15 protein-coding genes are annotated in these 12779 nt (G+C 32.9%); 8 read left to right on the top strand and 7 right to left on the bottom strand.

The genetic code is table 11. The annotated features are described in order from the left end of the window. The first annotated feature begins 73 nt into the window (after nucleotides 1–73). Nucleotides 74–2194 (top strand): catalase, encoded by a 2121-nt coding sequence (locus IPZ78_RS07135; RefSeq protein ID WP_225552314.1) that lies wholly within the window; start codon nucleotides 74–76, stop codon nucleotides 2192–2194. A gap of 245 nt (nucleotides 2195–2439) precedes the next feature. On the opposite strand, the gene IPZ78_RS07130 is transcribed toward IPZ78_RS07135, so the two are convergent. From IPZ78_RS07130 to IPZ78_RS07110, 5 genes are all read right to left on the bottom strand, one after another. Next, nucleotides 2440–3174: an energy transducer TonB gene (locus IPZ78_RS07130; RefSeq protein WP_225552313.1), complete on the bottom strand. Its 735-nt coding sequence runs from the start codon at nucleotides 3172–3174 to the stop codon at nucleotides 2440–2442. 257 nt (nucleotides 3175–3431) lie between these two features. After that, nucleotides 3432–3839 carry an NUDIX hydrolase gene (locus IPZ78_RS07125; RefSeq protein ID WP_225552312.1) on the bottom strand — a complete coding sequence of 136 codons (408 nt, stop codon included), beginning with the start codon at nucleotides 3837–3839 and terminating at the stop codon, nucleotides 3432–3434. 9 nt (nucleotides 3840–3848) lie between these two features. Then, complete coding sequence (locus tag IPZ78_RS07120; protein WP_225552311.1) at nucleotides 3849–4568, bottom strand: ThuA domain-containing protein; 720 nt, start codon at nucleotides 4566–4568, stop codon at nucleotides 3849–3851. A gap of 7 nt (nucleotides 4569–4575) precedes the next feature. Then, entirely contained in the window at nucleotides 4576–5640 is a 1065-nt protein-coding gene (aroB, locus tag IPZ78_RS07115) for a 3-dehydroquinate synthase (protein ID WP_225552310.1), read from the bottom strand. Nucleotides 5641–5684: 44 nt separating this feature from the next. Continuing rightward, nucleotides 5685–5891 (bottom strand): RNA-binding S4 domain-containing protein, encoded by a 207-nt coding sequence (locus tag IPZ78_RS07110; RefSeq protein WP_225552309.1) that lies wholly within the window; start codon nucleotides 5889–5891, stop codon nucleotides 5685–5687. A gap of 101 nt (nucleotides 5892–5992) precedes the next feature. On the opposite strand from IPZ78_RS07110, the gene IPZ78_RS07105 reads away from it, so the two are divergent. Together IPZ78_RS07105 and IPZ78_RS07100 are read left to right on the top strand one after the other, a co-directional pair. After that, the gene (locus IPZ78_RS07105) at nucleotides 5993–7186 is read left to right on the top strand and encodes a proline dehydrogenase family protein (protein WP_225552308.1); all 1194 of its coding nucleotides are present in this window, start codon (nucleotides 5993–5995) and stop codon (nucleotides 7184–7186) included. A 55-nt stretch (nucleotides 7187–7241) separates the two neighbouring features. Further along, complete coding sequence (locus tag IPZ78_RS07100; RefSeq protein WP_225552307.1) at nucleotides 7242–7847, top strand: HAD family hydrolase; 606 nt, start codon at nucleotides 7242–7244, stop codon at nucleotides 7845–7847. Between the two features lie 13 nt (nucleotides 7848–7860). Here IPZ78_RS07100 and IPZ78_RS07095 read toward each other — a convergent pair whose 3' ends face one another. Continuing rightward, on the bottom strand, nucleotides 7861–9186 hold the full coding sequence (locus IPZ78_RS07095; RefSeq protein ID WP_225552306.1) for a hypothetical protein: 1326 nt from the start codon (nucleotides 9184–9186) through the stop codon (nucleotides 7861–7863). 10 nt (nucleotides 9187–9196) lie between these two features. Continuing rightward, complete coding sequence (locus IPZ78_RS07090; RefSeq protein WP_225552305.1) at nucleotides 9197–9811, bottom strand: RNA polymerase sigma factor; 615 nt, start codon at nucleotides 9809–9811, stop codon at nucleotides 9197–9199. A 203-nt stretch (nucleotides 9812–10014) separates the two neighbouring features. Between IPZ78_RS07090 and IPZ78_RS07085 the strand changes: the two genes are divergently transcribed. From IPZ78_RS07085 to IPZ78_RS07065, 5 genes are all read left to right on the top strand, one after another. Continuing rightward, complete coding sequence (locus IPZ78_RS07085; RefSeq protein WP_225552304.1) at nucleotides 10015–10863, top strand: universal stress protein; 849 nt, start codon at nucleotides 10015–10017, stop codon at nucleotides 10861–10863. Nucleotides 10864–10874: 11 nt separating this feature from the next. Further along, nucleotides 10875–11120: a hypothetical protein gene (locus IPZ78_RS07080; RefSeq protein WP_225552303.1), complete on the top strand. Its 246-nt coding sequence runs from the start codon at nucleotides 10875–10877 to the stop codon at nucleotides 11118–11120. Nucleotide 11121: 1 nt separating this feature from the next. Next, on the top strand, nucleotides 11122–11481 hold the full coding sequence (locus IPZ78_RS07075; RefSeq protein WP_225552302.1) for a helix-turn-helix domain-containing protein: 360 nt from the start codon (nucleotides 11122–11124) through the stop codon (nucleotides 11479–11481). Between the two features lie 81 nt (nucleotides 11482–11562). Beyond that, the gene (locus IPZ78_RS07070; protein WP_225552301.1) at nucleotides 11563–12318 is read left to right on the top strand and encodes an SDR family oxidoreductase; all 756 of its coding nucleotides are present in this window, start codon (nucleotides 11563–11565) and stop codon (nucleotides 12316–12318) included. A 73-nt stretch (nucleotides 12319–12391) separates the two neighbouring features. Then, nucleotides 12392–12742, top strand: coding sequence for a hypothetical protein (locus tag IPZ78_RS07065; protein ID WP_225552300.1), 351 nt, complete (start codon nucleotides 12392–12394; stop codon nucleotides 12740–12742). The last annotated feature ends 37 nt before the right edge of the window (nucleotides 12743–12779 follow it).

Genomic DNA, 12779 nt, shown 5'->3' with positions numbered 1-12779 from the left:
GTACTCTTCCTTCAAAAACTATTGACAATTGATATAAGTACAATTAAATTATTTAAAACAACTTACAATTATTATGAAAAAACAAAATTCAAATAAGAAAATTGACATCATAAATAATCATCTAATAGATAATACAGATAAACCTTTGACGACAAATGATGGAGTCCACATACATGACAACAACAATACATTAAAAGCAGGTGAAAGAGGGCCATCTCTTTTAGAAGACTTTATTTATCAAGACAAGCTAGCTCACTTTGATCGCGAACGCATACCAGAACGTGTAGTACATGCTAGAGGCTCGGGTGCTCATGGGATATTTGAAGCGACAGCTGACATATCTACGTACACCAAAGCCAAATTTCTTAAGAAAGGTACTAAAACGCCTTTATTTTTACGATTTTCAACAGTTGCAGGGTTTAAGGGCTCTACAGATTTGGCACGTGACGTACGTGGATTTTCCGTGAAATTTTATACCGAAGAAGGTAATTATGATTTGGTAGGAAATAATATTCCAGTATTTTTCATACAAGATGCTATGAATTTTCCTGACCTAGTACATGCTGTTAAGCCTGAGCCGAACAATGAAATGCCTCAAGCCGCATCTGCGCATGATACATTTTGGGATTTTGTTTCTTTAATGCCTGAATCTGCGCATATGGTCATGTGGGCCATGTCTGATCGTGCTCTTCCCCGCTCACTGCGCATGATGGAAGGATTTGGTGTACATACTTTCAAATTCGTTAATGAAAAAGGTAAAGGTACATTTGTAAAGTTTCATTGGAAGCCAAAATTAGGAGTCCATCAAGTCGCCTGGCAAGAAGCACAAAAAATATCAGGATATGACGCTGATTTTCATCGCCGTGACTTATGGGAAGCCATAGAAAAAGGAAATTTTCCACAGTGGGATTTGGGTGTCCAATTGATCCCTGAAGAGGACGAACTTAGATATTCATTTGACATTTTAGATCCAACTAAATTAATTCCAGAGGAGATTGTCCCTGTTCAAATCATTGGAACAATGACATTAAATCGAAATCCAGAAAATTTCTTTGCCGAGACAGAACAAATCGCGTTTGATCCTGGACGACTAGTTCCAGGTATAGATTTCAGTAATGATCCATTATTACAGGGACGCGTATTTTCCTACGCGGACACACAAAATTATAGATTGGGGGGACCTAATTTTCATGAGCTCCCAATAAATAGGCCAATAAATGGTAAATACAACAATCAAAAAGATGGTTTCGGAAGACAAGATATTCTTAAAGGAAATGTCTCATATTTTCCAAATAGTCTGGGTGGAGGTTGCCCCTATCATGCGATGCTAAAGGGAGAATCTGGTTTTGAATCTCATGCTGAAAAAATTGACGCAAAGAAAGTCAGAGGAAGAAGCAAATCATTTGCGGATCATTTCACACAGGCAAGATTATTTTTTGAATCTCAATCACCTGCAGAAAAGGATCATATAATATCCGCTTTCAGTTTTGAGCTGTCGAAAATTAAAAGTATAGATATAAGAAAAAGAGAATTAGCAATACTTAATCAAATAAATGAAAATTTGGCTAAAAGTGTAGGTGAAAACTTAGGTCTTGAACCTCCTAAAGAATTAGATAAACTAACGATTCAATTTGCTAAAAATAACCATCCAGACTATCCTATTCAAGCATCCAAGCCAGAGGTGACTACATCTAAGGCTTTAAGTATGGAGGTTAAGGCTGGTGAAGGTAGTATCGAAACCCGAAAAGTAGCGTTTCTTGTTGATAATGGTGTTAGTAAAGTAAGTATAGATAAAATGAAATCAGCACTTGAGGCTGAAGGAGCTGAAGCGGTATTAATAAGTACTAAAGTTGGTAAACTCACGTTTAAAGAAGGCGGAACAGAAAACATACAATTTACTTACCTCACTGAAGCATCTGTGTGTTATGATGCATTTTATACCCCTGATGGTGATTCTGTAAAAACACTAGCTCACGAACCTGATTATTTACAATTCATTAATGAAGCATATCGGCATTGCAAATCCATTTCTTTTGCGAAAGGTGCAGAAGAACTTATTAAATTAACTATGATAAAAGATCAAGACGAAGGAATAATATTAGAATCAAAAGGCGACCTAAGTAAAGATTTTATTCATGTGATGAAAGGTCATCGAGTTTGGACAAGAGAGAATGCTAGAAAAGTAGCTGTTTAAATAAATTTAACTAAAAATCTAAATAGCTCTTCAATAATGAAGAGCTATTAGTATTGAAATAGATAGTGTTAGAATATGCTAATGTCCAATGTAATTTTCTTAAACTTAATACGAAGGTCGTTTACTTTTGTTTTATTTATTTTAAATATTATATAATTAGTTATCACTTGTAGTCGTAACGCCACAATGTGTTACACATTCAGTATTAATGCTGAATGTGTTTTCTTAATAGTAAAATTAAATAATCAATAAGTATATAGAAAAGCTCTGAATTTTGATTGCTGAATGTTGTTTTCAGCTATAATATTAAATTTAACAGCTTTCTTCGCTGATAAATATTTATTCCAAGTATTGAGATCTACTTGGTTATCATCAATATGCAAACTGTAAAAATTAGTATCAATATTTTGGAGTTTACGAAGAATTTCTGTAGAGTGTTTTTCCTCGGTATTTATTATTATTGTTGAATACTTCTCATTTGAACCCAATAATGCTTTGCTATACTTAGCATTAATAATACAAAGCTGATCTAAGTAAATATAATCAGCCATATACCAAATTTTATTTTGGGGTAACAAATCTCCATTGTAGAAGACCTTGGCTTGTCTCAAATTACTATCTTCATGTAAAGGAGAATTGAACTCAACGGTCAAATTACATTTTACATTTACATTTTTTGAGTCCCATGTCCCTGGAGTCCATTTTCCCGTAGAATTCAATAACCTAAATACTTCTTTGCTATATGATTTATCAGAGCTATAAATCACTTTTGCATTTTTTATATCTCCATCAGCAGAAATAGTATAACTAACTATAACCTTTCCTTTATTTTTACCATAAAGCAATGGCTTAAGAGGATATCTGATGTTATTTTTTATAAAATTTGCAAGGTTATCATTCTCCTCAGATTGTAAAGACGGCATTACCGCTCTGTGCATATTAGACATCATTTTTTCTTCTGATATTGATTTTTGAGCCATTACTTGAAATGGTACAAAACATATCACAAAAAATAAGAATATAAATATTTTGCTGTTCACTAATTTTTTTGTGGCTAGCATATGTTTTTTAATAGGTAAATATTGGTTACAAAAGTAAACTATTTTGCATAATCAGTTTAATACCTAAAATTAGGTATTTTTAGTCTACATAAAGCAATAATTTAGCACAAAAAAAACTGTTTTATTGCTTATCAATAAAACAGTTTTTTTATACTATAGTATATAGAATGTTAAAATTACAAGTTTAACCAAATAGGCAATGCAAACTCTTTCAGTAAATGTGCCAAATTAAACTGTTGGTATTCGAGCTTATTTATAAAACGAACTTCAGCAAGTTCAGCATGTGCTATTGGCTGTAAATCGAGGTCTCCTTTATGTAAAAATATATTCCCCTGAACTATAGTGTTTTTTTCATTCACTGCATTTGTTTCATGCTGTCCGAGAAAAGTAAAATTAGATTCTTGAAAATTCAAATGTAACTCTTCACTGAGTTCACGAATTAAAGTTTCAATATGAGATTCACTTCTTTCAACTTTTCCACCTGGTAACATATAAAATTTGGAATTATGCTTGCGTACGACCAATAATTCCTTATCAGCATTTAATAATAATGCTGAAGCAATAATAATTTTCTGATTCGACATGCCTCTTTACTATTTTAGGTTTAAGGCATATTTAACGCCACCTATAATATGTTTTTGGAATGATTCGGAATCATAAGATTCATCTGTATGACCTAAACCTGTATAAAAAGATCTTCCACCATCAAATTCCTGGAACCAGGCGATAGGATGAAATTTCCCCATTTTACCCCCCTTATAACTCGTTTCATCCAGATTCATCAAAATATTCAGTCCTGGTTTTACATCTTTAAAATCATACCATTCATCACGATGTATCCACGTTTTTTGAAGATGCGAAGTCGATGGATGTGTTCTATTTATGACATTAATCGTAGCATCTTGAACAGCAGGATGGCTATTAAAATATCCGCCTACTAAAGCACCATACCAAGGCCAGTTATGTTCCGTGTCAGAAGCAGCATGAATACCCACATAGCCCTTACCAGATTGTATAAATTTTTGGAAGTTTTTCTTTTGAGTCTCATCCAATATATCACCTGTAGTATTCAAAAATATAATTCCATCAAATTTTTTCAAACTATCGACATGAAAATATTTTGCATCTTCTGTATGTTGAAATTGAATTTGATTATCTTTCAATAGTTTTGAAACAACTGATACTCCTTTTGGTATACTTTTATGTCTAAATCCCGTTGTTTTAGAAAAAATTAATACAGATTTAGTTTTTTTTGCAAATACTAAACTTATTGACATTACCAATAACAATATTAAGGAGCATGATTTTCTCATAGTTTATTTATTTAGATACTTTTAAATAATAATTTAAAGCTTCCCTTATATCCTCTTCTTCTACAAAAATATTGTATGAACAATCACCTATTTCCTTTAATAACGCAAAACCAATTTTATTATCTTCGTTCTTTTTATCATTTTTCATGAGATCTATGAATAAATCATATTGCTCTTCAGAATAATTGTATACAGGATATCTTTTCAAGAATGTGTCAGTGATATCCTTTAATTCCTCTATAGACATACCTGAAAATTTATTCGACAACCACGCCTCACAAATCATCCCTATAGCAATAGCTTCACCATGCAATAATGGATTGCTATCATTATATAAAGAATAACCTTCAATAGCATGACCAATGGTGTGTCCAAAATTTAGGATTTTACGCAATCCTTTTTCAGTTGGATCTTGCGTAATGACGTTGTTTTTAATTTGTACAGATTGGTAAATTAATTCTGGTGTAATCGTGTTCATATCTAAACTTTTACAAGTTTCATAAAGAGATTTATCTTGAATCAAACCATGTTTAATAATTTCAGCAAAACCTGAAACCATCTGACGATCGTCTAGCGTATGTAAAAACTGCGTGCTAATAAAAACAGCTTGTGGCTGCGTAAAAGTTCCAATGATATTTTTTACATTATCCAAATCGATACCTGTTTTACCTCCGACAGAAGCGTCCACTTGTGATAATAATGTAGTAGGAATCTGAATAAAGTCAATCCCCCTTTTGTATGTAGACGCAGCAAAACCTCCCATATCAGTCACCACGCCTCCACCAAGGTTAATTAATAAAGCTTTGCGATCTGCCCCAAAATCCAACATCGTTTTCCAGACTCCAATACAGAAATCGATATTCTTGTTTTCTTCACCAGGATCGACCTCTATAATATCATAATGAATTAAATCTGGAATTGCATTTTGCAATACGGGTAAACAATTATCGTTCGTATTTCTATCTACCAAAACCAAAACTTGCGAATATCCGCGTTCTTCAATAAATGGTAAAAGTGATTCTAAATTCTCTTCAAAATATACGTTGTATCCTAAACTTTGGATTGGTTGCATGATCTATTTCTGATTATTATAATAGGGTAAAGATAGAAATAATATTAAATGATTTGGACTTTCATTCCATCAAATTCGACGACATCTCCCTTACGAACTTTAAGTCTTTTACGATAATCAACCTCACCATTATATTTTACTAGACCCTCGTCCACCATACGTTGAGCCATTCCACCGTGCTCTACCCAGTTCAATGCTTTAAGCAATTGAATCATTGGAATAAATTCTCCTTCTAAATTGAATGTTTGCATAAACAAAAATAAACCAAAAATATACCAATTCTATCCATATCAACTAAAAAAGTTCAAAATATATTAATTATAGAGTACTTTTGTTTAGATAAGATATATAGATGATGGCTTTGCAAAATACCCCATTAAGTTTTGAAAATACTGAAATAGCGTTTAAAAATAAAAGCAATAAGGATCTTGAAAGAGCGTATTGGCTCTTCAAAATGGTCGCTTCAAATACACTTATAAAAATTGGAACACCAATAACTAATTTCTCACTTAATATTGGATTGCCAATACAAGGCATTATAAGAAATACCATTTACAAGCAATTCTGTGGAGGTGAAACAATTGAAGGCTGTGCTCATGCAATTGCAGAATTGGGAAAAGGTAATGTAACGACAATTTTAGATTATTCTGTAGAAGGCGAAGAATCCGAAGAAAGCTTTGATGCATGTTGCCAAGAAGTTTTAGCAAGTGTTGCGTATGCAAATACAAATAAATTAATTTCTTTTTGTGTTTTCAAACCAACTGGAGTTGGAAGGTTTGACCTTTTAGCAAAAATTGATGCTAAAGAGACTTTAAGTGAAGATGAAAAGGATGAATTTGCACGCCTATTAAAGCGATGTGATGCTATTTGCAAAGCATGCTATGAAGCAGGTATACCAGTCTTAGTCGATGCAGAACATTCATGGATTCAAGATACAATTGATGATATTGCACGTGAACTAATGGAGCGTTACAATGTTGAAAAGCCTATTGTATGTAATACCTATCAATTGTATAGACACGATAAATTAGCTTCATTAAAAGCTGATTTGGCATATGCTGAGAAACAAGGGTTTTACTTAGGTGCTAAAATTGTACGTGGTGCTTATATGGAAATAGAGCGTGAACGTGCAGCTGAAAAGGGTTATAACTCTCCTATTCAGCCAACTAAAAGTGCCTCTGATGTTGATTATAACGAAGCTATTTTGTTTTGTTTGGATCATATAGATCGTATTGGATTTATGGCAGGCACACATAATGATGCAAGCTCTATGTTATTGGCTACCGAAATGGATAAGCGCAATATTTCCCATAATCATTCGCACGTATTCTTTGCTCAGCTATTAGGGATGTCAGATAATTTATCTTTTAATCTTGGTGCTGCAGGTTACAATGTAGCTAAATATATGCCTTATGGACCAGTAAAAGCAGTTATGCCATATCTATTTCGTCGAGCACAAGAAAATACTTCTGCAGCAGGACAAACAGGCCGAGAGCTGAGTTTAATTATTAAAGAAAAACAACGACGTAAATCACAAAAAAAATAAAATAATGGCTGTATCTTTACAGCCATTATTTGTTTAATAGAGACCCCTAAACCATATGAGTACAGAAGAAAAATTTGCAAAGCTATTAAGAATTGCTCAACCTTATGAAGCGTTATTATTTGACGTTGATGGTACACTAGCTGATAATATTCATGCACACAAAGCAGCATATGTAGCTGTATCGAAAGAATATGGTATTGAATTAGATCCCGATTTGATTGATGAGACTGCGGGCTGGCCTACTGTAGCTGTAGCACGTGAAGTCTGTAATAGATACGACACCGAATTTGATATTGAGGCTTATTCAAAACGCAAATCCCAAATTTTTATCGAAAAGTTTATACAACAAACACAGCCAATTGACTATGTAAGACAAGTGCTTTTTGAAAATGTTGGTAAGAAGAAAATAGGCATCGTATCTGGAGGCAGCAGATCAACATTAAATATCACTTTAGATGTAATTGATGTTAATGGAAAATATGACACAATGGTTTGTGCGGGCGATACTAAAAATGGTAAACCATCACCTGAACCATTTTTGCTTTGTGCTGAACAGTTAGCTGTTAATCCACAGCATTGTTTAGTTTTTGAAGATGGAGACCCTGGAGTTCAGGGCGCTATTGCTGCTGGTATGGGCTGGGTCAGAATCGACCAATTATAGATTATCACAACTCTTAGAAAGTTGTGATAATTCGAATACCGCTGTTGGTATAATTTAAGTCAGATTTTCGAAACTCTCCTAATGGTATTTTGACAAATGGCTCCAATGACATAGACATCTTATTTTTAATATTTACTTTCTTACCTATTGAGAAGTTAGCAAAACCATTAAAACCGTTTGGATTCACATTATCCTGATTAGACTGTACAGTCTTTGTCTTTACTTTATTCATTCCTTCTACAGCACTAGGGATTAACGAAGCATCATCTTTCAATGACATCATGCCTACATTCTCTACATATTGTGCTTCTCTTTGTTGATTAATGATGACTGAATAAGAAACACCTGCTGAAGTATAAAAACCTTTATTCAATGCATAACTTATTTCTAGTGGAATTTCTAAGGCTTCAACCTTTCCCATCACCGCATTAATGTTTGGCAGTATCATTTCTTGACGAAATGCAGATGTCTGGTCAACTGCAATTAATGAATTATTATACGACTGTTGCATATCAACTACTTCAGCACTCGCCATTTGCATTGGATCCTTGACTACCCCCACAGTATACGAATTATATGACGTCCCAGTACGAAGACTAATTTTATTAGTTAAAGCATATGACACCATAAATCCTGCTCCAATATCAAATTTTTCAGAAGTACGACTAGGAGAAACATACAAACCAAGTTGTAATTTATCACCTAGTGACATCTTACTACTTTTATTCAATTTTACCTCTGAATTATTATAATTATCATTTACTGTTTGATGTGCTAGCGTTTGAATGTTTGGATTAACCTGTGCAGCTAACCTATGTTCCTGACTTGTATGGATAATAGGTTTAACAATAGAGACCACAGGCTTCAAATTAGCCACTATCAATGATGATTCATTTTTGATTACAATATCAGAAGGGTGTACGCTATTAATGTCTATTGTTGATAATTGTATATTTTCTTGATCTTGTCTAGCAATTAAAGTGCCTTTCGATATAGTTTTCCCATTCCATCCAGTTTCATCAAACTTATCGGGTGAATTGAATGGATTTTCGCTTTTATTTTCAATAACCGAATTGCTCGGAGAATTTTTTCCAACCTTTACTATCGTACCTTGATTTGGTAAAGAAGAATTTTGTGCAGTATAAAAATATAAAGATACTCCTAAAACAGCTATACCGACTGCCGCTATTGAAGCCAAACGTTTAAACAGTAATACTTTTGTATTAGAGCCCTCCCCCTGTTGTACTCCAAACCTCTCCCAAGCTCCCTCTCGATACGGAAGTTCATCAGCAGCCTTTAATTTAGCCTTAATATCTTCTATAAAATCTTTGTTATCCATATTGTAGATATTAACCAACCTTAATATTATTCAATACCTCAAATTGTTCTTGATACAAAACTCTTAATCTAGCTTTAGCTCTGGTCAAGTAAGTTCTGCTTGTACTATCTGGAATATTCAATTGTTTACTTATTTCATCGTGTGAATAACCTTCAATTTCATACAAAACGAAAATCATTCGTTGAATTTCAGGTAGCTTATTCATTAATTTCAATATATCATTTACCTCAAGATTTGTAGAAATTGAGATAGAGTTATTTACAATTTCCATCTCATTAATATCATCTATATCTAAGGTGACTTTTTGAGCTCGTAATTTATCTATAGATGTATTGACCGTTATTCGTGCTATCCAACCTTTAAAAGACTTTTCTAAAGCTACCTCATCTTCTAAAATCTCAAAATTAGAGAGCTTTCTAAAGATCTTAACAAAGCTTTCATTTACGATATCCTCGGCCTCCATTTCATTTTTCACATAGCGTAATGAAACAGCCATCATATAACCGTAGAAACGTTTATACAAAAAAGATTGACTCCGTTCAGTTTGTTGCGCAAGACAATCTTCCAACGCTGATTTTAATGTCAGTGGACTATTTCTTTTGAAATATCTGGAAACAATACTCACTCTACTGGATGAACTGGGTCTATTGTCAATGTCTAAAATTAAAGAATTATTATTGATAACCACTTATGCTATGTCATTATATACATATAACGTTTGTATAAAAACATATGCTACATCAGCTTATTAAAAATAATATATTTTGTGCTATTAATTATTGATTGTAGCCCTAAAAAATCGTATATTTAAGTGAAAAGGATATCACTATGAAACATATATTATTACCTACAGACTATTCAGATCACGCAAATAATGCTTTTTTTTATGCCCTTAATTTGGCAAACAAATTTGATGTTAAATTATATGTGTTGTTTTCGTATGTTCCACCTGTACTTTCGGCAGCCCATGCAGGCCAACCAGATATGGTATCTTCTGTTTATCAAGAAATAGAAAACTCACGAAGCCAATATGCAACACGCAAAAACAATGAATTAGTTGAATTAGCTAAAACAGCTAATATCAAAGCAGATAATATTCATTTTATATTCGAAATCGGCACTGTATTATCTAGTGTCAAAAAAGTAATTGATAATGAAGATATTAGCCTAGTAGTAATGGGTGTATATGGAGACTCTACATTTCAAGGAGATATAATGGGAAGTAATACAACATCTGTAATACGAAATATAAAATTACCAGTATTAGCCATACCATTAAATGCCAAATATAAACCAATTGAAAAAATTGGATTCACGACACTATTTAAAGAAAAAGATTTCCCCGCTTTAGAACAAATAGTAGAAATAAGTTCTTTGGTAAATGCTAAGGTATATTGTGTCAATGTGAAAACAAATACGAATAACACCTCTGATGTATTACTACAATCTGAAAAATGGACTAAAACATTTAAAGAAAAAGACTTGAATTTTGTTTTCCTAGAAAAGGGCGATTCTGTTGAAGAAACAGTAAATCACTATATTTTGGATAACAATATTGATGTACTTGCTATAGTGCGACGTAATCGAAATTTTTTTGAACGATTAATTAGCTCAAGTTTATCCACTAAACTAACCATTCATGCAGAAATTCCTATCTTCGTTTTTCACGAAGCATAATATGATTGCGTATGAATATTCAGACCATACAAGAAAAATTAAAATCGCAGCAGTTATTTGATTCAATTATTCAAAAGTATACTCTTTTAATAGATGAAAAAATGATTGAGCAAGGTGCATTATTTTTTGTTCCTCTTGGCGGAAAAGAAATAAAAATTGTTTTACCGGCACCACTACATAAAGATTTTTTAGCAGATGAATCTCAAATAACTTACAAAAAGCTATTGCTTCAAAAAGAAATAATTATTCTTAAATAGTATGAAAATCACTAGTGCTAGGCTATTATGTAATCGTTATTTGGATTTTCTTGATCTACATATCCAAAATGTTATAGACCAAATAGATGAAGAGTTTTTAGAAATTAATCAAATAGCAAAGAAACTAAATATTTCACATGTACATTTAACCGATACTATTCAAAAAGAAACAGGTCATCACCCCTGCTATTTTTATGATTTGAAAATAATAGAGGTTGCGAAACAATTACTCCATAATAAAAACAATTCTATCGCCGATGTAGCTCGCATACTCACTTACGATCCTTCAAATTTTTCTAAATTTTTCAAGAAATTCACACAAACAACTCCAGGCCAATACAGAAAGATTTCTTTGAAATAAAAAACCTAAAAGTTCACCATACTATTAGTTAAAATAATTAAGATATTTGATTTGTTGAATTATAAAATCAAATAGAAAATTATGTTAAGAAACGATTTAGAAGGAAAAGTTGTACTAATCGCAGGAGGTGCTAAAAATTTGGGTGGTTTATTAAGCAGAAACTTCGCTGCTAAAGGTGCAAAAGTAGCCATTCATTATAATAGTGATGCTACAAAAGGTGATGCCGAACAAACCTTAATTGACATTCAATCGCAAGGTGGTGAAGGGTTTATCTTTCAGGCCGACTTAACCAAAGTAGAAAACATCTCGAAATTATTTACAGAAACTAAGAACCAATTTGGTGGTATTGATATTGCTATCAATACGGTAGGCATGGTTTTGAAAAAGCCTTTTTTGGAAACTACAGAAGCGGAATATGATACAATGTTTGATATCAATTCCAAAGTGGCGTATTTCTTTATCCAAGAAGCCGGCAAAACATTAAATGATAATGGTAAAATCTGTACAATTGTAACTTCTTTATTAGCAGCTTACACAGGTTTGTACTCTACCTATGCAGGAGCTAAAGCGCCAGTAGAACATTTCACGCGCATGGCATCTAAAGAATTTGGGGGAAGAGGTATTTCGGTTACAGGTGTTGCCCCGGGACCAATGGACACCCCTTTTTTCTATGGGCAAGAAGCTCCAGAAGCCGTTGCATATCATAAATCGGCGTCTGCTTTGGGTGGCTTAACTGATATTAAAGATATCGCTCCGTTAGTTGAATTTCTAGTAACTGACGGTTGGTGGGTAACTGGGCAGACGATTTTTGCCAACGGCGGATACACTACTCGATAATTTATTAACTATTTTAACAATGGGTAAATTTATTTATTAAATTTACCCATTATTTATTTAACCAATTAATGACATGATACTTAAAATAATTAACACTTTGTTAATACTCATTGCGGTATTTCTGGGGTTAAAACACGGCTGGGCTATGCTTACAGCGAAACCCGATATGTTAACCATGTTTGGAAAGTGGAACTTTTCTAAAAACGCGGTTATGATAAATGGAGCTGTAACAATTCTAGCTTCTCTTTTAATTCTTTACCCTAAAACATTTGTGTGGGGAAATTTTCTAATGGCTGCAGGGATATTGATGATTACTTGCCTTCAATTATTGAATAAAGACTTAAAAGGTGCAAGTATTGAAGTACCCTTTCTTTTGTTGAATTTAATAATAATTTATCTGCAACATCCTTTAAAAAATATTTAAAGGCCAAGTTATTCTAATCAATGAGTAGGTAGGTTAG

This window comes from Sphingobacterium bovistauri, from assembly GCF_020295405.1.
Classification (GTDB): Bacteria; Bacteroidota; Bacteroidia; order Sphingobacteriales; family Sphingobacteriaceae; genus Sphingobacterium; species Sphingobacterium bovistauri.
This window is presented reverse-complemented; position numbering and strand designations above follow the sequence as displayed.

Bases quoted from the DNA above. Each gene is read 5' to 3' on its own strand.
- IPZ78_RS07135 (WP_225552314.1), top strand. From the start codon at position 74: ATGAAAAAACAAAATTCAAATAAGAAAATTGACATCATAAATAATCAT.
- IPZ78_RS07130 (WP_225552313.1), bottom strand. From the start codon at position 3,174: ATGGCTCAAAAATCAATATCAGAAGAAAAAATGATGTCTAATATGCAC.
- IPZ78_RS07125 (WP_225552312.1), bottom strand. From the start codon at position 3,839: ATGTCGAATCAGAAAATTATTATTGCTTCAGCATTATTATTAAATGCT.
- IPZ78_RS07120 (WP_225552311.1), bottom strand. From the start codon at position 4,568: ATGAGAAAATCATGCTCCTTAATATTGTTATTGGTAATGTCAATAAGT.
- aroB (WP_225552310.1), bottom strand. From the start codon at position 5,640: ATGCAACCAATCCAAAGTTTAGGATACAACGTATATTTTGAAGAGAAT.
- IPZ78_RS07110 (WP_225552309.1), bottom strand. From the start codon at position 5,891: ATGCAAACATTCAATTTAGAAGGAGAATTTATTCCAATGATTCAATTG.
- IPZ78_RS07105 (WP_225552308.1), top strand. From the start codon at position 5,993: ATGATGGCTTTGCAAAATACCCCATTAAGTTTTGAAAATACTGAAATA.
- IPZ78_RS07100 (WP_225552307.1), top strand. From the start codon at position 7,242: ATGAGTACAGAAGAAAAATTTGCAAAGCTATTAAGAATTGCTCAACCT.
- IPZ78_RS07095 (WP_225552306.1), bottom strand. From the start codon at position 9,186: ATGGATAACAAAGATTTTATAGAAGATATTAAGGCTAAATTAAAGGCT.
- IPZ78_RS07085 (WP_225552304.1), top strand. From the start codon at position 10,015: ATGAAACATATATTATTACCTACAGACTATTCAGATCACGCAAATAAT.
- IPZ78_RS07080 (WP_225552303.1), top strand. From the start codon at position 10,875: ATGAATATTCAGACCATACAAGAAAAATTAAAATCGCAGCAGTTATTT.
- IPZ78_RS07075 (WP_225552302.1), top strand. From the start codon at position 11,122: ATGAAAATCACTAGTGCTAGGCTATTATGTAATCGTTATTTGGATTTT.
- IPZ78_RS07070 (WP_225552301.1), top strand. From the start codon at position 11,563: ATGTTAAGAAACGATTTAGAAGGAAAAGTTGTACTAATCGCAGGAGGT.
- IPZ78_RS07065 (WP_225552300.1), top strand. From the start codon at position 12,392: ATGATACTTAAAATAATTAACACTTTGTTAATACTCATTGCGGTATTT.